The organism is Ruminococcus sp. AF17-1AC (assembly GCF_003461385.1).
In the GTDB taxonomy this organism is placed as follows: Bacteria; Bacillota; Clostridia; order Oscillospirales; family Ruminococcaceae; genus Hominimerdicola; species Hominimerdicola aceti.
In genome coordinates, this window is sequence record NZ_QTWZ01000005.1 from 55,118 (window position 1) to 81,025 (window position 25,908).

17 protein-coding genes are annotated in these 25,908 nt (G+C 41.7%); 7 read left to right on the plus strand and 10 right to left on the minus strand.

Annotated features, from left to right (window positions below):
• Positions 1-36: 36 nt before the first annotated feature.
• Together DWW81_RS04935 and DWW81_RS04940 are read right to left on the minus strand one after the other, a co-directional pair.
• A complete protein-coding gene (locus tag DWW81_RS04935) occupies positions 37-603 on the minus strand; it encodes a GNAT family protein (RefSeq protein WP_038673306.1) in 567 nt (188 codons plus the stop codon).
• A gap of 170 nt (positions 604-773) precedes the next feature.
• Entirely contained in the window at positions 774-1,988 is a 1,215-nt protein-coding gene (locus tag DWW81_RS04940) for an iron-containing alcohol dehydrogenase (protein WP_117876580.1), read from the minus strand.
• Between the two features lie 467 nt (positions 1,989-2,455).
• Between DWW81_RS04940 and DWW81_RS04945 the strand changes: the two genes are divergently transcribed.
• From DWW81_RS04945 to DWW81_RS04955, 3 genes are all read left to right on the plus strand, one after another.
• Positions 2,456-3,079: an ECF transporter S component gene (locus DWW81_RS04945; protein ID WP_038672095.1), complete on the plus strand. Its 624-nt coding sequence runs from the start codon at positions 2,456-2,458 to the stop codon at positions 3,077-3,079.
• Between the two features lie 24 nt (positions 3,080-3,103).
• The gene (locus DWW81_RS04950; protein ID WP_022287902.1) at positions 3,104-3,871 is read left to right on the plus strand and encodes a type III pantothenate kinase; all 768 of its coding nucleotides are present in this window, start codon (positions 3,104-3,106) and stop codon (positions 3,869-3,871) included.
• Positions 3,872-4,075: 204 nt separating this feature from the next.
• Entirely contained in the window at positions 4,076-6,049 is a 1,974-nt protein-coding gene (locus DWW81_RS04955; protein ID WP_181982667.1) for a CotH kinase family protein, read from the plus strand.
• A 63-nt stretch (positions 6,050-6,112) separates the two neighbouring features.
• Here the strand turns inward: DWW81_RS04955 and DWW81_RS04960 are convergent, their stop codons facing one another.
• Together DWW81_RS04960 and DWW81_RS04965 are read right to left on the minus strand one after the other, a co-directional pair.
• Positions 6,113-7,900: a glycoside hydrolase family 5 protein gene (locus DWW81_RS04960; protein WP_117896918.1), complete on the minus strand. Its 1,788-nt coding sequence runs from the start codon at positions 7,898-7,900 to the stop codon at positions 6,113-6,115.
• An 11-nt stretch (positions 7,901-7,911) separates the two neighbouring features.
• On the minus strand, positions 7,912-9,252 hold the full coding sequence (locus DWW81_RS04965; protein WP_117896919.1) for a family 43 glycosylhydrolase: 1,341 nt from the start codon (positions 9,250-9,252) through the stop codon (positions 7,912-7,914).
• A gap of 256 nt (positions 9,253-9,508) precedes the next feature.
• Here DWW81_RS04965 and greA point away from each other — a divergent pair, with 256 nt between their 5' ends.
• Positions 9,509-9,985, plus strand: coding sequence for a transcription elongation factor GreA (greA, locus tag DWW81_RS04970; RefSeq protein ID WP_022287906.1), 477 nt, complete (start codon positions 9,509-9,511; stop codon positions 9,983-9,985).
• A 37-nt stretch (positions 9,986-10,022) separates the two neighbouring features.
• Positions 10,023-11,594, plus strand: a complete 1,572-nt coding sequence (lysS, locus tag DWW81_RS04975) for a lysine--tRNA ligase (RefSeq protein ID WP_117863839.1) — start codon at positions 10,023-10,025, stop codon at positions 11,592-11,594.
• A gap of 144 nt (positions 11,595-11,738) precedes the next feature.
• Here lysS and DWW81_RS04980 read toward each other — a convergent pair whose 3' ends face one another.
• The 3 genes from DWW81_RS04980 to DWW81_RS04990 all read right to left on the minus strand — a co-directional run bounded on the left by DWW81_RS04980 (position 11,739) and on the right by DWW81_RS04990 (position 15,122).
• Positions 11,739-12,971, minus strand: a complete 1,233-nt coding sequence (locus DWW81_RS04980) for a tyrosine-type recombinase/integrase (RefSeq protein WP_117896920.1) — start codon at positions 12,969-12,971, stop codon at positions 11,739-11,741.
• Positions 12,972-13,046: 75 nt separating this feature from the next.
• Positions 13,047-13,256 (minus strand): excisionase, encoded by a 210-nt coding sequence (locus DWW81_RS04985; RefSeq protein WP_117891941.1) that lies wholly within the window; start codon positions 13,254-13,256, stop codon positions 13,047-13,049.
• A gap of 51 nt (positions 13,257-13,307) precedes the next feature.
• Positions 13,308-15,122, minus strand: a complete 1,815-nt coding sequence (locus tag DWW81_RS04990; protein ID WP_117896921.1) for a hypothetical protein — start codon at positions 15,120-15,122, stop codon at positions 13,308-13,310.
• Positions 15,123-15,332: 210 nt separating this feature from the next.
• On the opposite strand from DWW81_RS04990, the gene DWW81_RS04995 reads away from it, so the two are divergent.
• Positions 15,333-16,817 (plus strand): hypothetical protein, encoded by a 1,485-nt coding sequence (locus DWW81_RS04995; protein WP_117896922.1) that lies wholly within the window; start codon positions 15,333-15,335, stop codon positions 16,815-16,817.
• A gap of 435 nt (positions 16,818-17,252) precedes the next feature.
• On the plus strand, positions 17,253-18,401 hold the full coding sequence (locus DWW81_RS05000; protein ID WP_117896923.1) for a phage/plasmid replication protein: 1,149 nt from the start codon (positions 17,253-17,255) through the stop codon (positions 18,399-18,401).
• 67 nt (positions 18,402-18,468) lie between these two features.
• Here the strand turns inward: DWW81_RS05000 and DWW81_RS05005 are convergent, their stop codons facing one another.
• Genes DWW81_RS05005 through DWW81_RS05015 form a run of 3 tightly spaced genes read right to left on the minus strand, consistent with a single transcriptional unit; the run spans position 18,469 to position 25,835 of the window.
• Complete coding sequence (locus tag DWW81_RS05005; RefSeq protein WP_242989566.1) at positions 18,469-20,715, minus strand: DEAD/DEAH box helicase family protein; 2,247 nt, start codon at positions 20,713-20,715, stop codon at positions 18,469-18,471.
• On the minus strand, positions 20,705-21,031 hold the full coding sequence (locus tag DWW81_RS05010) for a nucleoside triphosphate pyrophosphohydrolase (RefSeq protein ID WP_117896924.1): 327 nt from the start codon (positions 21,029-21,031) through the stop codon (positions 20,705-20,707). Before DWW81_RS05010 ends, DWW81_RS05005 begins: the two co-directional genes overlap by 11 nt.
• A 49-nt stretch (positions 21,032-21,080) precedes the next feature.
• Positions 21,081-25,835, minus strand: coding sequence for a RecQ family ATP-dependent DNA helicase (locus DWW81_RS05015; protein WP_117896925.1), 4,755 nt, complete (start codon positions 25,833-25,835; stop codon positions 21,081-21,083).
• Between the last annotated feature and the right edge of the window lie 73 nt (positions 25,836-25,908).

Genomic DNA, 25,908 nt, shown 5'->3' on the forward strand with positions numbered 1-25,908 from the left:
CGGAAGACCAAATCTTCCGCCCGTTATTTTTCTGTCTTATGTAGAAGCCGCACGCTCTCCCATAATATCGCTTCTGAGAAGCCCATAGATGTTGAAATCTGTGTAGATGTTCACAAACTTTGCCTGACGCTTTGTTCCCTCACAGGTAAAGCCGCATTTTTCCATTACTCTGTTTGAAGCCACATTCACCGTCATGACCTCAGCTTCAAGCCTTTGAACGCCTGTTTCCTCAAAGCAAAATCTGATCACACGCCTTAAAGCCTCCGTGACAAAGCCCATGTTCTGATACGCCGCCGAGATTCGATAGCCTATCATTGCCTGTCTGTCATTCTCGATATTGAAGAGATTTACCTCCCCTGCCAACCTATGATTTTTCTTTAGCTCTATCCCCCAGCTTATATGATCCTTTTTGCCGTTGTTAAGAGTGCGTCCGAAAAAAAGCGACGGCTCTCTTTCCTGCCTTGTCATGTTTCTGCCCCAATATTTGTAAAGGTTCTCGTCAGCCATATAGGTTTTCATATCCTCTGCGTCAGTAGCGGTCTTCGCCCTGAGTATGAGTCTTTCTGTTTCCAGCACAGGAAAATGAGAAAAATAATAGTCCATATCCTGCAAAATAAACACTCTCCCCTGCTTATATAATAAAAATTCCCAAGTCTACTAAAATTATAACATAAAATCTAGCAAAAATCAAGTGTTTTTAAGCGAAATACACAAAAAAGCAGAAAACGCCCCGAAACAAGTTCGGGACGCTCTCTGTTCTATAATCTGGAGAATTAGAAATCAACTTCTGTATCGTAGTAGCAGCACTTGAGGAGCTTTTCCATTTCTTCCTGTGAAGGCTGACGTGGGTTAGAACCTGTGCAAGCGTCTGCGATAGCGTTCTTAGCGATCTCAGGGAGTCTCTCAAGGAATACGTTCTCAGGAACGAATCCCTGCTCACATGGATAGCTGTCTGTACCATAGTTCTTGATGCAGTGAGGAATGTTGAGCTTGTCATTCATGCCTCTTACATACTCGATGAGGAGCTTTACCTTCTCGTCATCGTTTGAACCGCCGAGGTGCATATAATCAGCGATAACGCCATATCTCTTCTTAGCTGTTTCGTCCTTAGCGTTGAATGCGATAACCTTTGGCAGATACATTGCGTTAGCTGCACCGTGGATAATGTGTGCGCCATAGTCAGCGAAAGCTGCGCCTGTCTTATGAGCCATTGAGTGAACGATACCAAGCAGAGCGTTTGAGAATGCCATACCTGCAAGACACTGAGCGTCGTGCATTCTGTCTCTTGCGCCCATATCGCCATTATAAGAATCAACGAGATCCTTCTGGATCATTTCGATAGCGTGGATAGCAAGCGGATCTGTATATGCACAGTTTGCTGTTGAAACATAAGCTTCGATAGCGTGTGTCAAAGCGTCCATACCTGTATGAGCTGTCAGCTTCTGTGGCATTGTTTCAGCAAGGTCAGGATCAACGATAGCTACATCCGGTGTGATCTCAAAGTCAGCAATAGGATACTTGATACCCTTGTCATAATCTGTGATGATAGAGAATGCTGTTACCTCAGTAGCTGTGCCTGATGTTGAAGAAATTGCGCAGAAGTGTGCTTTCTTTCTCAGCTCAGGGATACCGAATACCTTACACATATCTTCAAATGTGCAGTCAGGATACTCATACTTGATCCACATAGCCTTTGCAGCGTCGATAGGTGAGCCGCCGCCCATTGCTACGATCCAATCAGGCTCAAATTCAAGCATGACCTTTGCACCGTTCATAACTGTTGTTACAGAAGGGTCTGGCTCTACGCCCTCAAGAAGCTTAACTTCCATTCCAGCCTCTTTCAGATAAGCTTCTGCCTTCTGGAGAAAACCGTTTCTCTTCATTGAGCCGCCGCCGACTACGATGATAGCTTTCTTACCTTTCAGTGTCTTCAGGTTCTCCAATGCTCCCTTGCCGTGATAAAGGTCTCTTGGTAATGTAAATCTCATTTCTAATTCCTCCTATATGTAATGTAATAATGTGTTCAAAGAGGTTTGTGTAAATCTCACACAAATTCTCTCTTTGCTTGACTTTAATTATACAAAATGTCAATGAACTATTCTAACATAATCTATGAATATTCTATTAATTATTAACTTTTACATAGCATATATAAGTATGTGCATACAGCTAAATGTACATATGAATGTGTAAAACAGGTGAAAAAAATATCACAATTACATGAAAAATCACGATTTTGTTTGCACTATATGGAATTTTGCAGTGCTTATTTCGTTTTCTTTTGTTAATAAATTATACATTTGTGAGTGGGGAGATATTCCTGTTTATGAAGATAAAAAAATTCATAAAAAATTTGCTTAAGCTATGGAAATATGCGAAAAAATGTGCTATAATATATTGGTATTGTATTGTATCCTCCCATGATGGAGGAATAATAACAAGGAGGAAATTTAATATGAAAACAAAGGTCAACACAAAATCATTGGTGATACTGGGATTGATGACAGCTCTCACAATGATCTTCTCGTTCACTCCTATCGGTTCTATACCTATCGGACCGCTGGTAATTACTCTCAACGTAATTCCTATTGCGATAGCGGCTGTAACGGTAGGCCCTGTGGGAAGTGCAGTCATTGGAGGAGTTTTCGGACTGCTCAGCTTTTTGCAGTGCTTCGGAATAGGCGTGCCAAGCGGAATGGGTGCAGCACTTGTTGCGATCGATCCGGTTCTGGCTTTCGTTCAGCGATTTGTACCAAGACTTCTTGACGGCATTATCGTAGGATTTATTGCAAAAGGCATGAGCAAGGTAACAAACAATTATGTTTCATATGCTGTTACGGGCTTTTTTACCGCGTTTTTGAACACTGCGTTCTTTATGAGTGCGCTTGTTTTGCTTTTCGGCAACACCGATTATGTAAAAGAGCTTATGGGCGGAAAGAATATCATAGTATTCATCTGCACCTTTGTAGGCATAAACGCTCTGGTCGAAATGGCTGTATGTACATTTGTTACAGGTACAGTGGGTGCTGCACTTTATAAGGCAAGGTTCATACCCAGCAAAAACAAAGCGCAGGCATAAATTCACCGAAAGGATAACATACAAATGGTTTTAGCGGTCGATATAGGAAACACTAACATAGTAATGGGCTGTTTTGAAAGCGACAGGATACTTTTTGTTGAAAGACTTTCTACAAATCAGCAGTCCACGGCACTTGAATATGCCATAATGCTCAAGAACATTCTTGAGATACATTCTATAGATATGTCAGATTTCAGGGGCGGCATAATCTCATCCGTTGTGCCTTCTGTTACGCTTACTATGAAAGAGGCAATGGAGAGGCTTATCAAAAAGCGCATCATGGTGGTAGGACCCGGAATAAAGACGGGACTTAAGATAAATCTTGACAATCCTGCACAGCTTGGAAGCGACAGAGTTGCTGACGCAGTTGCAGCGATAAACCTCTACCCTGTGCCTATCATAATGATAGATATGGGCACTGCTACTACCATATCAGTAATAGACAAGGAAAAGAATTTCATAGGCGGAATGATAATACCGGGACTTAGAACTTCCCTCGACTCGCTTTCGGGCAAGGCTTCACAGCTTCCTTTTATCAGCCTTGTGCCGCCTAAAAAGGTCATAGGCACTAATACTATCGACTGTATGAAGAGCGGTATAATTCATAGCAACGCCGCAAGCATTGACGGAGTTATAGAGAGGATAGAAAACGAGCTTGGTGAAAAATGCACTGTGGTTTCCACAGGCGGTGTGGCAAAGATAATAGTGCCTTACTGCAAGCGTGACATCGTCATTGACGATGAGCTTCTGCTCAAAGGGCTTATGATAATCTACAATAAAAACAAACAATAACTTAAAATACAATACACAAAGCGTCGGGTAGTTTTATCCGACGCTTTTTTATGTCGCTTTTTATATCCATAATAGACAAACAAACGGGCTTTAAACAGTTGCATATGCCAAAAATCATGCGTTTCTATTGCTTTCACAGCTTTGTTATGGTACAATCATATGTGCAAAGTAAAACGTTTACATAAAACAGAAAGCAGGAAATATATGAACGCAAGAAAAATATTATGCCTTATGGCCGCAGTGCTTATGCTGTCGGGCTGTTCAAAGGGTGCGGACGGTTCACAGGCTTCATCAAAAGCGGTTGAAAGCTCCGGCAAGGCAGACAGCAGTGTTTCAGACTATGATAATACCACCACCGAGCCTGAAACAGACAAGCCTGAGTTTGACCTCAATGACAGCGTGATAGGCTTTTCGCAGGAAAGCGGCTTTTATGACAGCGGTTTCAGCCTTGAGCTTACCGCAAACGAGGGTGAGAAGATATACTACACTACTGACGGCACAGACCCTAGGACCTCTGCCACGAGAGAAGAATACACTGCCCCTATCGAGATAAAAGACAGGAGCAATGACCCTAATGTGGTTTCAGCTGTGCCGACAGAAATGATATCAGGAAATTTCAATGAGTTCAGCTTTGGCGAAGGGGATTTCTGGTGCAACAAAAAAGCACCTTCTGACAATGTGGTGGATAAATGCACTGTTATAAGAGCGTCAAGCGAAAAAAGCGACGGAAGCGTTTCAAAAAGCTTCTCAGGCAGCTTTTACATAGGAAGCGCAGAAGAGCATATAAAAGGGCTTAAAGAAAGCTGTGAAGCGGCAGGGCATGACCTTGCGGTAATGAACATCACAATGGACTATGGCGATCTTTTCGACAGCAAGATCGGCATTTACGTCAAGGGAGATATTTTCAACAAAGCACTTGAGGACTATAAATCCGGCGGAGAAAGCATAGAAAACGAAACCGCAAGACAGCTTGACGCAAACTACAAACAGCGTGGCAAGGAATGGGAACGTAATTGTCACATCGAGCTTAACGAGATTTCAGCCGAGGGAAATGTGACGAACGCTTTGTCACAGGATTGCGGCATAAGGATACAGGGAAACTATTCACGCTCCGACCTGCAAAAGGGATTCAGGCTTTACGCCAGAAAGAAATATGGCGAAAAGAAGTTTAACTATGAGGTCTTTGAGGGGCTGAAAAACGCATCTAATGAAACTATCGACAGCTTTAAGACGCTTACTCTCCGTGCAGGTGGAAATTGTGCTTTTACGGCAAAATTCAATGACACCTATTGGCAGAGTCTTATGACAGAGCTTGACGGCTCAACAAAGGCTTCACGTCCATGCGTTGTTTATCTGAATGGCGAATACTGGGGACTTTATGTGCTGGAGGAAGACTATTCCGACAATTATTTTGAAAGCCACTATGGTGTGAACAAAGACGATGTGGTGGTTTACAAAGGCGACGCAGAATCCTATCAAAGCGGCTACAAGCTTGACGAGGGCAAGCTTCCGGAGGGAGAAACAGACGAGGGATATTTCTTCAAGGAGCTTACAGATTTCTTCGCTTCTCACAAAGACTTATCCGCACAGGCAGATTATGAGGAGTTCTCAAAGCTTGTTGACACGGACAGCGTGAGAGATTATTTCCTTGCAGAGGTCTGGATAAACAACAAGTGGGATTGGCCGGGCAAAAACTGGTCAATGTGGAAGGTGCAGAACACAGACAGTTCCAACGAATATGCAGACGGCAAATGGCGTTTCATGTTCTATGACGTTGAGTTTGGCGGAGTGAGCGGCGAGGGCGACGCATGGACGAACACCATGAAAGAGGATAACTACAAGCCAAAGGGACTGCTTGACACGGACACGAAAAATCCTGCGGTGCTGAGTTTTGCTTATCTTATGTCAAATAAGGATTTCAGGAACGATTTCAATGACAGGCTTTTAAAGATGTCTGAGGGTACCTTTGAAAAAGAAAAGGCACTTGATAGGCTCGCAGAATTTGAGAGCATTTATTCCCCTCTTTATGAGCAGTTCTTTGCAAGATACCCGGATACAGGCTCGGCTGAAGAAGCGCTTCATGGAGGATATGCTTCATCAGACTGCATAAGAGCGTTCATTAACAAGCGTGATAAGTCTATCCAAAGTATTGTGGACTGGACTAATTCGCAGTTCTGATATTTCACAAACCAAAACGGCAGAACAGCTTGATGCTGAACTGCCGTTTTTATATTGCTTAGTTTATGCCGCAGGAGCGTATGTGAATGTTATTTCGAGAGTGTTTATTTTTCCTGCATAGTCAAGTATTGTTGGAGAAGCTTTTGAAAGGTCACCGCCTGCTATCCTTGCGTCCTCAGGCGGTGCGGATACCCACTGATTTACAAGGTTCACTCTTGTGCAAAGCTGGTCGTCAGATGTGGTGTAGCCCTCCGCTGTGGTTTCAACAGCTTCGCCGTTTATCTTTATCTCGTCAATAGTTGCGATATAGTTCGGATAAAGCTTCTCCCCGTTTGCGATACCCAGAGCCGAGAATGCAATGCCGTTGGCGTTGTTTGATGACATATCAAGGCTTACTGTGTAAGTCCCCTCACCGTCTATAACTGCGTTTTCTGCGATAACTCCGTCGCTCTTTGAAGCCGGGTCATACTCGTCACCAACGCTGTAGCATACGGAAAAATCTGCACTCTGATACATTATCCATGCCACCGCTGTGTTCTCGTCAGCCTGCGGTGCGGTATCATCTGTTAGCTTTTCAGGTGCAGCCGCAAGAGTTTCATCAAGCTTCTTTACAGCAGCGGCTCTTTCCTCCTCCACTGTCATCGAGGATTGGTTATCACGGCGTCTTTCATCAAATATCTTTGCCACAGTTTCATCACGCATTTTAAGCTCTGAACGGGAGAAGAAATCACTGCAATCCCAAAGGAATGGTGCAAAGCCGTAGGCGTCACAGTTGTCAAGGAGGTTGTCAATAAACTTGTCAGTGCCTTTCTTTACGTCACCGCCGTTTGTAAGCACTGCATACTCGCCTATTATTATGCCGTAGCCCTGCTCGGAATACTTTGTCATGTTCCTGAAAAGTCTGTTCTGCTCCTCATAGTCTGTCTTTGTTCCCCAATCTGAGCGACCCTTTGTTCCGCAATAATCCCATGGGGTATAATAATGAACAGAAAGCAGGAGCTTATCCTTTGCGGTGTCCGTTGGCATTTGGAACTTGTTTGAGCAGGTCATTGTGATATCGGTATTGTAGCCTGCGATAAGAAGAAAACGCTGTTCGTTGTTGCCGCCTGTTGCACGGACAGTATCAACAAAGGTCTGATTTATCTTGTTGGCCATTTCATAGCACTCGGCTTTTGAAAGCGAGCCTGAGTTTTTGCACACGTCTGTGTCATTGAGTCTGTCACCAAGCTCTTCGTTTGCACCCTCAAATATAAGTCTGTCGGAGTATTTTTTATATCTGTTCGCTATCTGCGTCCACATGGACTTATACATTTCAAACGCCTTGTCAACGTCGCTCTGCTCGGAAGAACCGAACATTCCCCACCAGCTTCCGTCCCAGTGGTCGTTGATGATAACATACATATCATTATCCAAAGCGTAGTTTATTATCTCCTCCACTCTGTCGAGATAGGCTTCATTTATGGTGTAATCGCCTTTTTCATACTCCATTGCGTTTGTCCATGCCACAGGCACACGAAGAGAGTCAAAGCCGCTTGCTTTCATGCCCTTTATCATTTCTTCCGTTGTGACAGGCTGACCCCAGAGAGTTTCAAAGCTTTCAGGGTCGGTGTCTGCGGAATAGCTTTTATGACCGTAGGCTTCCATTGTGTTTCCAAGGTTTGTGCCGTTGCCCAGAAGTCTTGCAAGCTCGGTTGCGGTAAGGTCTTTATTTATGCTTCCGTCATCAGAGGCCTTTGCGCCATCCTCTGCCTTTGATGAAGAGCTGTCACTTCCCTTTCCACAGCCTGCAAGCAGTGCAGTACATCCCATGACCGCCGCAGTAAGAAGTGGGATAAGCCTAAACTTTTCCATGTCATTTCCTCCTATTTCATAAATACAAATTCTTCAAGTTCAAAAAGCGGTTTGGTTTTGAAATAATCCGCTATCCAATCGTCAAGCTCATCTGAAAAAGCAGTAGGCACAAAATAGATAGAATGTCTGCCTGTGAGTGACTTGACTACTCCTGTGTAAACTCCGTCGCCTGTGCCTATATCAACATAGCCTACTGGCTCGCTGTTCTCATAGTCATCAGCATAGACCGCCACCTTTGCAATAGTTCCCATGCCCCTGACTTTCAGGGCTATCTTCATGGTCTTCGAGGAAAAGTCCTCGCCAAAATCAAAATACTTATAGCCTATAACATTACCGTAGGTGATATTCACGATACTTCTTGTGAAGATATCCTTTTCGGTGATAAAACAGCCGCCTTTCAGCACGCAGGCTATATCCGCAGGATAAGGCTTGAAAGGGTCAAGGCTGTCTTCAAAGCCAAGCGAGGTCATTTCCACTGTCGGTATCGTTCCGTCAGGGAGAATCTCTATTTTCTCAACGCAGGCACGTCTTGACATTATGGTATTGTTTGTCATTCTGTGATAAAAAATATACCACTGACCGTTTATGTTGCACACTGAGCCATGGTCATTTCCCCCTGGGAAATCCACGCCGTTGTCGATTATATATCCACGATATTTGAACGGACCTTGTGGCTTATCTGAGGTTGCATAGGCAAGCCTGCTTCCTACACATGGGGAATATATAAGATAGTATGTATCGCCGATTTTCCTCGGAGAGCTTGCCTCGAAGAAGCGCTGTTCCTGCGGTGCGTTGTCGCTGTCATCAATGACCGCTCTTTTGTAGCTTCCCTTTTTAATGGTATACATATCCGCAGGGTCTATCTCGTTGAAGTTGGATTCTGTGAAGCCGTAATAAATATACACTCTGCCGTCATCATCAACAAGCACGCCTGCATCATTATAAATGCCGTCATCGCCTGCGTCCTCAGGGTCATATTTATACTGAGAAAGGAGTTTGAAAGGACCTTCGGGCTTATCGGACACGCCAACAACTCCCTTTGAGCCGACTATATAGGCGTAGAGATAATACCTGCCGTCTTTTTCTATAACGTCCGGAGCGAACAGCTTGCGGTCGGTCATTCCCTCGGTGTCGGACTTATGGTCACGGTCATCACGGGTATGGAAGCTGTGTCCGTGGCAGACCCAGTTGTTAAGGTCGTCAAGGGGCGCAGACCAGACTTTCAGTTTATAGTCGCAAAAATCGCTTTGAGCAGCTCTGTCATGTGAGCCGTAAAGATAAACTCTGTCGCCGAAAACTCTCGGCTCGCCGTCAGGGATATACTCCCATGCAGGCAAAATGGGGTTTGGCATGAAAATTTCCTCCTATGTTTTTTCATAACTTGTTTTATCATAAGATAATTATAGATCATATCATCATTATTTTCAATATCCTAACACGCTGTCAGAGGTGAAAATTTGTGCAAAATGTAAAATCGTGCAGACTGTCCAAAGGTGCAAAAAAGCCCGTTTGCGACGGCTTCCGACCTTGACAAAAGAGGGCAAATCGTGTATAATATTAAGTTGATAGTACCCGTATAAAATTATATTGATATAGGAGTGTTTAATTATGGCAGCTATTTCTAAGACTGTTTCAAAAGCAGGTTATGCTAAATTGCAGGAGGAACTTGAATACCTTATTACAGTAAAAAGACGTGAAGTTGCTCAGAAGCTTAAAGAAGCACGTTCTTTCGGAGACCTTTCCGAGAATGCTGAGTACGACGAGGCTAAGAACGAGCAGGCTATCCTTGAATCAAAGATCAATGAGTTAGAGCTTCTCATTTCAAACGCAACTGTCGTTGAGGACGATGATATTTCTGTAAACGAGATAGGTGTAGGCTCTATCATCAAGATAAAGGATATCGAGCTTGACGAGATCGAGGATCTTCAGATAGTAGGTTCAACTGAGTCTGACCCTGACAACGGCAAGATCTCTGACGAGTCACCTATAGGCAAGGCTGCACTCAAGCACAAGGTAGGCGACATTTTCGAGGCTGAAACACCTGCCGGTCTGCTGAAATTCGAAGTCATCGACATTTCAAAGTAACAGACCACTTACAAAACACACGGAAAGGAAAATATAAATGAGCGAGGAAAACCGCACAAACGCTCCTGAGGAAGAGCTTACTCAGGAGGACATAAACAGCTTAAAGAAGATAAGAATGGACAAGCTGGAGGAGCTGAAAGCCAAGGGCAAGAATCCATTTGAGATAACAAAGTATGACGTTACGGCAAGCTGTGCCGAGGCTAAAGCACAGTATGAAAAGCTTGAGGCTGAGCTTAAGGAGCAGGCAGGCGAAGACGAGGAAAAGCTCAAGGAGCTTCTCGAGGCAAACCGCATAACAGTAAGCGTTGCAGGCAGAGTAATGTCAAGACGTCTTATGGGCAAGGCAAGCTTTTTCGACCTGAGAGATAAGAGCGACAAGGTTCAGGTCTATCTGAGAATGAACGAGATCGGCAAGGAAGAATTTGACGATTACAAGAAGGGCGATATCGGTGATATCGTTGGCATTGAGGGCTTTGTATTCAGAACAAAAATGGGCGAGATATCAATTCACGCTCAGAAGTTCGTACTGCTTTCAAAGTCGCTTCTGCCGTTGCCTGAGAAGTGGCATGGTCTGAAGGATCAGGACACTAGATACAGACAGAGATACACAGACCTTATATGCAATCCTGAGGTAAAGGATACATTCATAAAGAGGTCGCAGATAATTTCATCTATCAGAAGATATCTTGACGGACAGGGCTTCATGGAAGTTGAAACTCCAATGCTGGTATCTAACGCAGGCGGAGCTGCCGCAAGACCATTTGAGACACACTACAACGCACTTGACGAGGACGTTAAGCTGAGAATTTCTTTGGAGCTTTATCTGAAAAGACTTATTGTCGGCGGACTTGAAAGAGTATACGAGATAGGCAGAGTATTCAGAAACGAGGGTGTTGACGCAAGGCACAATCCTGAGTTCACTCTTATGGAGCTTTATCAGGCATACACAGATTACTACGGCATGATGGATCTCACAGAGAATATGTTCAGACACGTTGCACAAGAGGTATGCGGCACAACTTGCGTACCATACGGTGATGTAATGATCGACCTTGGCAAGCCGTTTGAGAGAATGACAATGATCGACGCAGTAAAGAAGTATTCTGGCGTTGATTTCTCACAGGTAGCCACAACAGAAGAGGCAAAGGCACTTGCAGACGAGCGTCACATTGAATACGAGGCAAGGCACAAAAGGGGCGACATACTCAACCTGTTCTTTGAGGAATATGTTGAGGAGCATCTTATACAGCCTACATTCATAATGGATCACCCTATCGAGATTTCTCCACTTACAAAGAAGAAGCCTGAAAATCCTGACTATGTAGAAAGATTTGAGCTTTTCATCACAGGCAGAGAGATGTGCAACGCATACTCAGAGCTGAACGATCCGATAGATCAGCGTGAGAGATTTGCGGCACAGGAAGAGGCATTGAAGCAGGGTGACGAGGAAGCAAACCACACAGACGAGGACTTCCTGAGAGCTTTGGAGATAGGTATGCCACCTACAGGCGGTATTGGTTACGGCATAGACAGACTTGTTATGCTGCTGACTAATTCACCGGCTATCAGAGATGTGCTGTTGTTCCCTACGATGAAGACGTTGGAGTGATAAACCCTTGATCTTGCGGGGTTTTCAGCAGGTCTGACCGATGGCTTACGCCAATTTTACGCCAATCGGTCAGAAACTTATAAAAAAATATGATAACATATGAGAGATCACTGATGTTTTGGTTCATCGGTGATCTCTTTTTTATTATTCGGCACTGCCGCCCTTGAGAAGCTTTTCAAGGGTCTGAAATTCTTTCTTTTTGAAGTCGCTCGTGGCGTCGGTGTAGACGTTCATCGTGGTGCTGAAATCTGAATGGCCGAGTACGTCTTGAATCACTTTGAGGTTTATGCCCATTTCGCACATTCGCGTTGCAAAGGTGTGGCGGAGGGTGTGACAACTGAAATCGGGCAGTAGGGTGACGTTTTCGCTTTTCTGCGCTTCCGAAAGCACTCTTTTGTTGCAGTCACGGATTATCCTGCGCAATGCCCTGTTGAGATTGTTCTGATTATGTACATTGCCAAAGCGGTTTATGAAAATAAAATCAGAAAAGCCGTCGACTTTAACTTTGCATCTCAGCCCCGCTATATCCTGATACTCTTTCTCCTGTTCGAGCGCTTCCCTGACTTCGCTCATAATAGGCACGCTGCGGCTTCCCGCTTCTGTCTTAGGCTTGTGTATGCTGAACTGACATTTGTTCGTATCGTGCTTGTAGTAAACAAGCGTGTGGTTGACGCTGATAAAGCCGTTTTCAAGATCAACATCGCACCAGCGCAGCCCCGTTATCTCGCCAACACGCAGACCTGTATAAAGCATTGTAAGAAATACAGGATACCAATGCTGATAACGCGGCGTGCTGCGGAGGTAATCAAGAAAAAGTTCCTGTTCCTTTGCGGTAAGCGCCTGACGCTTCTGTATCTCCTTGCCGTGCATATGTTTCAGTTCTCTTATCGCATTGTCGGAGGGGTTCGCGGGGATAAGCCTGTTCTGCACGGCGAGTTCAAGCACTTGATGAAGCACGGTATTTACGTTGTCGATAGTAGAAACTTTTAGCCCGCGTTCTCTGTAAAGCATATTGTAAAAGTCCTTAACGTCCGAATACAGCAGTCCTGAAATCTTGCTTTTGCCGATATAGGGGTCAACGAACATTTCATACATATACATATAGTTCAGCATAGTGTTGTCCTTTAGCCCCATTTTATCTCTCACCCACATTTTATAGATGTCATTTACCGTGAGGTTTCGGGCGTTAGGCCTTATGCCTCTGAGAACATCGGCAGAGATTTCCTCTTTTTTCTCACGAAGTTCCTGCAGCGTGGGTGCATATATCACGCGCCTTTCGCCGTTCTGCGTCCAGCGGTAATCATAACCGCCGCCCGCACGTTCGCTTTCACCTTTTTTCAGCATAATGCCTTTGCTGTCTCTGCGCCTTTTTGCCATAATAAAACTCTCCTTTCAAAATTCTGCAGACCATCGGCTTTCCGGACGGTCGGCATTTTTCACATTTCTCGCAGTTCAGATAGAATAAGCTCTCGACATATACTCGTCAAACTGCCTGCGCTTGATAAGCCTTTTGTTCCCCACCCACAAAACGAACGGACAGCGTTCGTCTGCCGTGAGTTCTCTCAGCTTGTGCTGACCGATGTTTGAATAAACGGCGGCTTCCTCGATAGTGAGGTTTTGCTTTTGAAATATAGGGACGTTGAGTTCCCTTTCTCTGACCATATCCATAATTGCTTACCTCCTTGGTATCTTGAAAATAATGTATAAGTTAAATCATTGCTTTTTCCGTTTGTTCCAGACTCCATACTGTTTTGGTAGCGGGAACATGCCCGGTTCACGCTTTTTAGGCTTTTTAGGCTTTTTATCTTCCGTTTCATCGGAACAAGGGGCATACTCTTTTAGCGCATCGGCGTTTATATGATAAAACTTTTTCGTCCATTTGTCTTTCGACTTGCCCTGCTTTCTGATAGGGTATGTTCTGCTTCCGTCTTTTGACAGAATAAGCATGTTCTCGTCTGCAAGGGCTTCACCTATGGACTTTGCAGAAAGCCTTGACGAAAAAATTTTTTTCAGTTCCTCTCCGCTAATGATAAAGCTTCCCTCAAGCTGATCATCGTAATAACGAGGACCTTCGTCAAAACATATTGCGTTACGAAAAACTTTAATATCGTCATAGACGTTTTTCGAATTTAAAATAGCGGCGGCTACTTCCTCGACTATGTTTCGAGAGGAGGCATATTCGCTGCTGCGGTTTTCAAGGTGACGCAATGTGTCATCTATCTGTGCTTCGATAGAGTTTTCGATAGAACGGCGCCTTGTGATCATTGTCATATCATCGTTCGAAACGCTTCTGATAAACTCACAAAATATATCACAGGTGCAAAACAGCAAGGACTTTATAGCATAGTTTCGGTTAAAGCCCGAATATCTCGCAGCCTTGCTTTTGTGATTTTTGACATCGCTAAGCCTGCTGTTTAGATTTTTGCTGAGTCTGTCATAGTTTTTGCAGACCCACTCGATAAAGCACCGCACCATTTCAAGATACTGATCTTTATTACGGCAAAGCTTGTTGATCTCCTTCGGCGGTATCGGATCTTTAAGATTTACTACAAGACAGCGATTCAGCGTGCTTGAACTTTTAAGCAGATATTCACCCGTCACAAAAAGCATACTTTCATTTTTGATCTTCTTGCCGTCACGGACTATCTGCCCCGGAGTTTGAACACGTTTGAGATTTTCCGAAAGTTTCTGTTCGTTATTCTCTCTTTCTCTGTTGGAATCAGTGCCGCAGAGGTCGTCAATTGCCACGCAACAATGCTTGTACTCGAATATCTTGTCGATCTCGCTTTTATTGCTGTGCAGATTTATAATATTTGGACTGCCCTCGAAATAATCTACAAGCAGTTTGGTTATCGCAGATTTTCCCGAACCCGAATCGCCGTAAACGTAAGTGTTGAACTCAAATCTGCTTCTTTGCGATTCGTCTATAAGTGGCATTATGAATGGCGTAAGTGCCGCCATAAGCAATACGCCGGGTATATTATCTGAATCAAGAAAATCCGATACCCACGGCATAAATTCAGCATTTTGCGTTGACAGCGGGCGTTTAAATTTTGCGAGGGCTTCGTTCTGCGGGGCTATATCAACGCCTATACGTTCCGTATCGCCAATAATGCAGTTGCCAAGCAGAAAAACGTAATGCGCATCGGAATCTTTCTCTGCGGGAAAGCGATTATAGCCCTGGTCGAGAGAATATCTGATTCGGGGTTCCTTATTAAGAATAGCTCCTTTAATAGTTTCCGACAAAAATCTGTTACATACGCTTTCGCTTTTTACAAACTTGACATCATTACGTGGGATAAAGCGCATAGCATTTTTTAGATCGTAGTACGGGATCGTTGCAAAGTAGTTTTTTTCTTCCACTATAAATTTGACTTCAACATAGGTATCACTTGTGACACCCGAAGTCAAAAACTTTACTTCGTAGTAATCGGTTATTTCTATAAGAGCGTTTGAAAAATGCTCGCCGTGATAGTAGATACCGTCCGGACCTGCTGAGTAGCCCCTGGGGTAATTTTTTATTTCCATAAGTAAGATCCTTTCGAATAATTTAATGTTCACATTATATCACCTTCTTTTTTATGTTGCAAATTCGCACTTTTTACACTTTTTACAGCTTCGGAACAATTTCAGCTATTTTGTATAATAAAAATGTGATATATTTTAGAAAAAAAGAGCCGACTTTTTTCTAAATAAAAATTTTTTATCCGTTTTTGTAATTATAGGGAGGTAATTGTGGTGGCAAAATCAAAATGTAAAAAAATCATAAATTTCAATGATCTAAGATGTGATAGCTTTGACAACACATTATGTAACATTTCTGAGGAAGAAAGATTTGATTTTTTGAATCTTTTGTATAATGATATGTCTCAGAAGATACTGATTACTCCGAAACATGATACAAGTAAAATACGTTTTGATTTGATTCGCGGTATTGTTCCCGCCATCAGCACAAGAAGATTTGAGTTTAACGACGACGCACACACATTGGTGCCTTTAAAAAGCGAAAAAGATGTCGTCAAACTGTTCTTGAATATAATAAATAAGAAAAAAGCCAAAGATGCTAAGCGAAATGTTGAAAGAATCAAGGATGATCCGGAAAAGACTAGGAAAAATCTTTTTACCTTCATAAAGAACTATGGCTTCTTTTTCCCTATTACAGATGATGAGTATATAGAGTATGGTAAAATGATCTGTTTAATAGAGCGATTCTCAATTCTTGTTGACCTGATCCATGAGATCTCGTTAAATCTAGATAATGATAATTATTATCAAACTATACTTGCACTTGTATTAAAATTATTGCTTTCTAAGCCGGTAGAAATAAAATTGCAAAATTACACATACAGATCCTGTGTACATAACTATTATGATCTAATAAATGGTCCATATCATTTGAAAACAGATAGTAGTAGACTAGGGAGTTGGGGAACGAACAGTGACGATGATAAGTATGGTTCTTATGAAGCAAAAATTAGCAACGATGAATTGAATGAAATATTTGAAGAGTGCTTTCCCGAAATTTCAGAAAAAGAAAACGAAGAAGCGGAGAATTCCAAGGAAAACAAAGAAGAATCTGATACTGAGATAATCGAAGCAGAGAATTCCAAGGAAAGCGAAGAAAAATCTGATCTTGAAAAGATTAAAGCGGATTTAAATATAAATGATGTAAACCACGTAGGTTCCCTTTATTATCAAAACAATGCGCTATTTTTTAATTTCGAAAATCTTAAAAACAATGTAGATGATCTTAAAATTATTGTTTTTATGAAGCTGTATTTTGAACAAGTTGGGATAGTGAAGGGATGTATAGAAAAAGTAGCAGATATAGAAAATGTAACAGAAAATTGTGCAGCAGACAAACGTATAGTAACCCAACTAGAATATGTCGGCAAACCGGATTTGAAGAAGTTCACACCAAAGATGAAAGAAGCATTGATAATCATAGCTAAGAAGGTTATTTGCGATGAGATCGAGCATAACATAAAAAATATTAGACCGAGTTTTGACTTAGAAAAAGGACTTTCGTTAAGGGTGAACACACTTTTGGAGGCGATGTATTATTCATTATTACTGAATTATAAGCAAGGTCAGGGGTATCGACGCTGCACAAGGTGTTATGAATATTTTCTTATGTCATTAACAGACAATAAGAGAAAAAATTGTGGCAGCAGAAAGGATTATAATAATAAGAACTCTAAATCGCCCGCCTCCAATAAATAGAATCTTCTGCTTGATCTTACCATAAGCGAAGGACATATTATCGCAAGCAGCTAACATACTATATATGTAAATTATAAAATATACTGTAATTTTACTATGAAAAAATAAGTTTAAAAACCACAATGATAAGGGTTCAACCGTTACCATTGTGTTTTTTTTTCGTAAGTATTTCAGATTTTCTGTCTATATATAAATGGGAAACCGCTGCACCTTTTTTGTCATTTTTAGGATACCTCTCCCCCTTACCCCCATAATTCTTATTTCTAATTTTAGGGAGTTTTGATAGCTGGTATTATATAAATACTGCTTACTAAATAATAGTTGTAAGTTTAATATTTTTATATATTTGTCTGTGACATAAAATTCAAATAGCAAGATAACATGAAATTAATTTGACAAATATTTGTTGAAAATTAATTGTTAGGAGGTATTATCTTGAATATTTATTTCATAGATACGCTGGAACTTACTTACAGTTCCGACTTCGATGACATAATTAAACTAACTAAAAATTTTAAAATGGTAGACCCTAAAAAAGGGGCAGGTAATAAAGAATTTATTTCCACTGAATTAAGTGGCATGGGTATTATAATAAAAACAAGAAGAAGCAGTAAGGCTGAATTGTATAAAAACAGCAATAAGTACAAATTAGTACTTAAGATAAATCCTAATAAATTTTATAAGCCTTATATGAAGACTGAGCATATAAGCAATATTATAGAATTTTGCGATATGGTCGAGCGGTTGGATATGCAGATACAGTATTGTTTTAGCGGCTTGACGATAGACGATTTCGAGATCACAAGGGTCGATCTGACGGAGGATATTCACGATATCCCTGAGGATAAAATTACTCAGTACATACGCATTATGCGTCAGCTTTATTTGACGCTGGGTTTTCATCACAACAAAAAGCTTGAGGAGAATACTGAGAATTTTGATCCTGACAGTTCATTCAATGCGGTCAATGACTCTAAAAAGGTTGAATTTGTTGTATATAACAAGGGTCACGAAGTTCGCAGTAAAAAGAACAGCAGTGATGAACAGAAGGAACATTACAAAGACACTATGCGTGTTGAAGTAAGGTGCAGGAAAAAGTTTGCGGACAAGCTTTCCGAGAAAGTATACACGGCTCAAAAGCTGGTGGAAATATACCGTAAGAGAATGGAAGTCATAAGAGATGTTTTCGATGACGTTTTTGTGCTTAACAAAGACAGTTGTTTTATATCGCCCTACTGGCAGAAAAAACAGATCAAAAAGTACGTTTCGGGCAAGACAAAGCTTGGCGAAAAGATGAATGATTTTTCAAAGCAACTTGCGCACGCTTCACGACCTACTATGGAGAGCGTGATAGAGAACAGCGAAAAATGTCAGCGGTCAGTTTCAAAGCTACTCAGCAAATTTGAGGATATGGGCGTTTCATCAGTTCCAACAAGCGACAAGGAAACGCCGTTTTTACAATCGCTGAACACTATTTTGGGGTTTTCTCCGCCGAGTGAGGAGGAAAAAGCGTTGTATGAATATATACGCAGAAAGTCTAGGGGGAAGGAAGTGTTTTGGTATGGGGGAGATGATAGGGAGTGATTTGTTGGGATCAAAAGAAGAACTATTTGAAATAGGCGATGAATCTCAAATAGTTCTTCTATGGTTATTATTTCCAATATCTATTGAGCGCTTCTGAACAGTATGTCAGCAAATCAGACATATCATTATCGTTAAAGTGCTTTATTATGCTCTTGTCGATCTGCAATATGCCGAGATATTTTGAATGGTGCATATAGCCCATATCTTCAAACCTCTTGAATGGATTACTTAGTATCAGCTTCTCTACATCTTTCAGAGTATAGTTGCCCTCAGTAAAAATACATTTTTTCTTCTCAGCAGGCAATCCTTGTTCTTTACGATCTTTATAATACTCTGAAAAAGCATACGCAACATCGTCAAGATCTGCTTCACCCTTTTCGTTCATAGTTGAAATAAGTGAAATGAGAAATACAGGCTTGTATGAATAGCTCATAGTCATTTTCTTGCAAAAATCCATAAATAATCGCTTTCGATTAGTGGGGGTTATTTCAGTCCAGCCAAATTCTTTGCAGAATTCTTTTACGCGTTCACGCTCAAAATAGTAAAGTGTTTTATTTTCACTTATGGGAACTTCCAGATCAGCTTTTATTTTGCCCTCTCTGATATATTTGCCGATCGTTTCGCCTTGTGCTGAAACGTGACGGGTAAGCTCAAGCTGAGAATACATCTTGTCTGCTTTCTCCTGCCAATTGAACAGATCAATGATCTCATAGTCGGTAGCGTGGATAGGATAATCAATAAGAACCGCAGGCTTATCACCATGTTTGAACATATCCTTATCCCAAGACATACCGTGTTTAGTTCCAAGAACCATTCCGCCGGGAACGTATTCGCTGATATTAAGTATTCTGTGAAGTGAGTATGGGCAATTGAACATATTGGCGTTATCTACAAAATCAAAGACCATAAGAAACTCTTTGCCTTCGTGGATACGCATACCTCTTCCGAGCTGCTGCATATATATTGTTTTTGACATTGTAGGTCTTGCCATAAACAAAACTTCGGTTATGGGGCTGTCCCAGCCCTCGTTAAGCAGGTCACAGGCACAAAGAACTTTTATCTTTTTATTCTCATAGTCTTTAAGTATTTGCTTGCGTTTGCTGTTTTCTGTTTTTCCTGAAACACTTTCAGCCTTAACGCCATTGTTTCTCAGTAATTCAGCTATTTTATCAGCATGATCGACAGAAGTGCAGAAAATTACTGTCGATTTATCTTTTACATATTCAAGATAAGTATCAACTATCAGTTTGTTTCGTTCAGGAACAACGACTGTTGTTTCAAGATCCATCGAATTATATTTAAATCCGTTTATACGCACATCAGTCAAATTTATATTCGTTTTTACCCTGATACAGCGTACAGGCACAAGAACTCCGCTTTCAACGGCATCTTTTATATCAAGTTTATGGGCCACATTCTGAAACACTTCAAGCAGATCTTCGCCGTCCGCACGCTCGGGGGTAGCTGTTAGCCCGAGAGTAAATGAAGGCCTGAAATAGCTGAGAATGGTAGCGTAGCTTTTTGCAGAAGCATGGTGGCACTCATCTATTATCATGTAATCAAAGTCATCGGGACGGAAAAGATCAAGATTTCTGATAATACTTTGGATACTGCCGCACACTACCTGTGTATCTGTTTCGTGATAGTTTTCATAAAATCTTCCTACAGAAACTTCCGGCCATAGCTTCTCGAAATTTTTAACACCCTGTTCAACAAGTTCTTTTGTGTGAGCAAGAAACAAAACTCTTTTTCCAATAGATCTTGCGTCCAGCACGCCAATAGCTGATTTTCCTGAGCCTGTTGCACCCTGCACAAGAGCAATTGTTTTTCCCTCTTCGCGCATTTTATTAAGACTTGCCAAAGCCTCTTCTTGGTGCTCTCTGAGTTCAAAGACTTTCCCTTTCTGTGAGGGCATATCATCGTCTATATATGTAAGCGTAGGAGTATAGCCTAAAAAGGTGACCAGCTCATCTTTTACTCGTTCGGGTGTTTTATCAAGCTGTGAATCAGTCCAACGGAACACTTTCCAGCCATTATGAACCATGCTGTTTTGTTTCAGCAGATCATCAATGTACTTGTCTTTTGAAACCTTAGTCGGGTTGTGCCATGTTTCACCGTCTATTTCAAAAGCGATCTTATCCGCTTCGGTTTTTATTGCAAAATCAATAGTTCGATGTTTACCGTAAATATCTACAAAGGGGTACTGAAGATAGACATACTGCCCTTTTTCAGCACCAAAAACATCGCAAAAAAGTTGAACAAATTTTTCTTCAGCACTACTGTTCCCTGCATTATTTGAGAGCCTAGTCAGCATCTTCGATCACTTCCTTTAAAAGCAAACGTTTTTCAAAGCCTCCGCGATTTGTAGCTTTTTCTTTTCTCACGTTATCAAGTTCCTCAGCAGAATAACCTCTTGCAACAGCAACGGCTTGCATTACTTCGAGAAGATCTGCCAGTTCCTCTATTGACTTGTCAGACTGATATTCTGCAAGCTCTTCATTAAGTTTGCGGTCAAGATACTGTATGTAGGTTTCTTTATCCATTACCTCAACAACACATTTCTTACCCGACTTTTCGATTATTTCAGGGATCTTGTCACGTACAAGTTTGTCATACTTTATTGTTTTCATTACAGCCTCCCGGCTTTTGGTTTTATCGCTCATTTCTCTATTAAGCCTTTCACAACTTAAAATAAATATCAGGCAGAATTACTGCCGTTTCGGTTTCGTCTTCTTTGCCTTTCCAAGCGCATATAAAACGTATTTTTGCGTCATAAAGTTTGTATCCGTCTGCAATTAATTTTTTGACCTTTTCATAACAAGCTGAAGAGAACTGCAAAACAGGCAACAGTCTCTCTTTATATCGAATATACAATCTGTTGTTTTGTGCGTACAGGTGCGTGCCGCTTCGCAGTTGCAGTATCAGCAGCTTTTTATCCTTGAAAAAGTCAAGATATACATCTCGGTGAGATAACTGCATTATCAGTTCGGTAGGCTTAGAGTATGAGTGCAGGTCGATCTCATCCGTGGATGCAGCATCTGTAAATTTATCAAAGACATCACCCGTGTAGTGCATGTGCAGAAGTGATTTCGCCCTTGTTATCCCAACATATAGTTTTCTTTTTGATTCGTCGGTATCAATGTCAGGATCATTCAGCATCATAAAAACATTGTCAAACTCTCTGCCTTTTGACTTGTGCATAGTTGACACAGTGACCACACCCTGCTTGCTCTGATAAAAGTCCTCTATTTTTGATTCGTGCAGGAACATATCAAAGTCAGTGCGATATTTTCTTGCATTGGTTTCTGCAAAAGCGGTGAGAATATCAAGTATCAACGGCAGACATTCGCTATTGCGGTATTGCTGTTTTAGCTTTTCAATGGCATTTTTCCATTGGTTATCGCTTATAACGGGCGTGACCTCCTCACCCTCTACTTGAAGCTTCTTCAAAAAGTAACGTATCTCCGCAATGTCATACATATCAAAGCCGTCGATAGATTGGATAAGCTTTGCGGGAATATTCCGTTGTTTGAGAATGCCCATTACGATCAGAGCTTCTCTGTTTGTGTTTGTAAGGACGCAGGTAGTTCCTGCCACATTTTCAGCCTCTATATCGTCCACCACGGCAGTTTCTATGTATTTTCCACTGTGCTTTATAAGCTTTGTTTCACCGCTGAACTGCGAAACAGCTACAATATCCTCATCCTTCATTCTGTCAGATATTTCTTTTACGAATCTATTGGCGAAAGAAACTACGCTCTGACAGCTTCTGTAATTATCAACAAGAGAGTATTGGTTAGCATTGTGCTCAGTGATGAGCTTTTTTAGAAATACCGAATCAGAGCCTCTGAACTGATATATGTTTTGGTCATCATCACCCACGGCAATAACACGCATATCATCATTACGATCCATAAGTGCTTCCACAAGCTGATATTCATATTTATCCATATCCTGTGCTTCGTCGATAACAAGCACTGTTTTGGTTATTCGGCCAAGGTCTACATCACCACTTTTTATAAGCTCGCCTGCGTCCTTGACGATATTTTCTGAGTCTTCGATATTTCCAATCTTACCAAGCAGGTCAAAGCAATATGAATGGAAAGTCTTTATTTCCACAAAGCTTGCCGCATTACCGATGAGCTTTTTTAGACGCTGTTTAAACTCGATAGCTGCCGCCCTTGAAAAAGTCAGCATGAGAAGCTGTTCGTGCTTTACGTCCTCCAACAGCAGTAAAGCCGCCAGCTTATGCACCAGCACTCTTGTTTTACCGCTTCCGGGGCCTGCTGAAACAACAATGTGTTGAGATGTATTGTCACGAATTATCTCAAGCTGTCTTTCAGAAAGTGTGTCAAAAAGCTGACTGTATTTTGCAGGCGTGATATTTCTTACTATCTGAGCGGCACGCTCCCCCGAAAAATACTGCGACAAGAATTTCTTATAATCCATTTGGAAATAGTCATTGACAAAACGCAGAGCTTCATCATAATTTCGCACCATCATATTTGCGTATTCGCCAACAATATGTATCTGCTGTATTTTCTGCTGATAAAATTCATTCAACTGTTTGTAGTCCTCAAGCTTGTACCTGATCTTATTATCGAGAACAAGCCTTTTTATCCTCATTCCGCTGTACAGAACAAGAAATCCGCCCTCAAGCTTGATAGCATTTATCTTTGAAAGAAACAGCAACGCTTCCTCGATGTCCTCCTCCGAAACGTCAGCGTCATATGCGTTCATAAGCTCAAGGATAGAAAACCCTACCAAGACTTCTTCTTTTTCGCCTGATACAAAGTCGCTGTTTTCAAATAGGTAATGAATGATAAACTCAGCAATGCGATAACTTTTTTCACGTTTTTCGGCAAGGGTCTTGAAATTAAGCTTTGGAACTATAAGCACTTTATTTGTGGCGGCGTCCTGCTCTTTCTGAACGTAGCTTCGTATTGTCCAATAATAAAACAACGTTTTGATCGAATTGACAGAGCTTGACTTTATTCCGTTTGCGAGTGCCGCTTCGTTAAGTTCTTTGTAATTCATACAAAGTTTGTCTGCGTCAATGTAGTTAAGCAAGAACTTTTCAAGTGTCTGAAATTTGCGCAGCACAAGAAGCGATTTGTTTTCAGTATCTGTTTTGAAAATATATGCAGTAAGGTCTTTGGTATCGGCAAGAAGTTTATCTTCTCTCATCATTTGGATCGAGTGGATAATATCTGATTTCTGTAAGCCTAAACGGTCTGCGAGATAATCGACTCTCGACTCAGCGTCATCATTGCCTGCTCTGGAAATGCTCTTGCTTGATATTAGCGAGCTGATTATTCGTTTGGCTGTAACACGTTCCTGCTCGTCAGTAAAGCGCAAAGACGACTCTATCTGCCTAGACGCTTCTATCATATTCTTTACAAGTATGCTGGTCGCATATACTCTGGGAACATTTTTACCTCTTTGAAGATAACCTGCATTTTCAAGAGCCTGTATCGCCGTTTTCACTCTCGTTTCTATGTCGGCAACGCTGTCGTCCCAGCCGGCTTGCCTTGCTATTTCAAGCGGCGAACAGCATACCTCAGGACGTGTTTTGGTCAGGTCTTTTACAGCTTTCCAAACCTGCTGTATCTCACTTATGCTTAATTTTGTCTGATTGAGCAGCATAAAATGCTTATCAAGGTCGCTGTCATTGAACAATACATAACATTCTGCCTGAAGGGACGGGTCACGTCCTGCACGGCCGGCCTCCTGCACATAGTTCTCCAAAGAATCTGAAATATCATAATGCACAACGAGCTTGACGTTGGCCTTGTCAACGCCCATGCCAAAAGCCGATGTAGCAACGATGATCTGTATCTCATCATTAATGAAAGCTTCCTGATTTTCCTGCTTTTCACTGCTCTCCATTTTTCCGTTGAAAGCTCGGGCTTTAAATCCGTCGCTCGTAAGCTTTTCGGCAAGCATTCTTGTACGTTTAGTCCTCGATACATATACTATGGTGGGACAATTTTTTTGCTCGATAAGTGAGCGCAGAGCATCATATTTCTCAGCGTCGGTTTCTTTATACAAAACCTCATAGCGGAGGTTCGTTCTTGACGCACTTGTTGCAAACAGTTCAAGCTCAATGTCAAGCTTATTCTTGAAATATTCTTTGATGTCGCTTATGACTTTCTGCTTTGCCGTTGCAGTAAAGCAAGACACAGGTATCTTGCAGCCGTCGCCTTTTTTCTCCTGCAACTCTCTTATAAAATCGCCGATATACAAATAGTCAACACGGAAATCCTGTCCCCACGCAGAAAAACAATGGGCTTCATCAATAACAAATCTTGCAATATGGCGTGACAAAAACAGCCTCTCGATCGTAACAGAACGAAGCGACTCAGGAGAAATATACAGAATAGAAGCCAGCCCTGATTCAACGCGGTCGATAGCCTCAGCTCTTTCAATAGGGCTCAGCAGACCGTTTATGGTAACAGCGTCAGCGATACCTCTCTTTTCAAGGTTATCCACCTGATCTTTCATTAAGGACTGCAAAGGCGAAATGACAACAGTCAGCGCCCTTTCGGTCTCGCCTGCCATAAGTGCGGGGATCTGGAATGTAAGTGATTTACCGCCGCCCGTCGGGAAGATAGCCAGCAGAGATCTATGCTCAGCGGCGGCATTCACTGCATTTTCCTGCAAAGGCTCACCATTATATGTACGAAAATCAGGGTATCCAAAGTATTTGCTGAGATATTTTTTAGGATCAAGTTCAGACTTGCAGTAGCTGCATTTGCCACATGACGTATTTCTTAATGCTTTTAGAACTGCGTCGACCTTGGGATAATTCATTATCACCCACCTTGGTATAAGCGAATATTTTTCAGTCGCAGATATCATAGCAAGTGAGTAAGCAAGCTCAACCGGTGAATAGGTAATAAAATCTGATAATGGTGCGTTTTCGCATATTTTATCTGAGAAATACACTAATATAGCGGTTTCAAGGTCATCATCGGCTGAATAGTCAAGATATGAGAAAAAGCCTGAAAAATATGGACAGTCTTTCAAAAGCATATAGTATATCTGTTTCAGTTCATTATCAAGGCTCTGAAAAGCATTTATCTCATCATAAAACAGGCTCATTGCTTTCAGCGAGTCGTTCAGCGGATTGTTAAGTTCGTCGGTGCACAGCTTATCGTCTTTCAAAAGCTTATGATAAGGTCTGTTCGGGAACATCAAAGGTGAAAGATAGAGAGTGTCGATATACTCAGCATTCTCGGGAGCTGCTATGTATTTTGAGTCGTGGTCAATAATATTGTGTCCGCAAAGATATTTTGAGTTTGAAATGAACGAATGAAACTCGCTGAAAGAACCCGTATGCAATTTTTCTCCGCTTTCGCTAACTGCTCCGAAATCGTAAGCTTTGTTATCCGCCTCGCTGACTTCTGTATCAACGAATATTATCGGTTTCATTCATTCACCCCATTATATTATTTTTGTACTAATAAGTTAATCAATATGTATATTATACCATATAAAGAGCGGC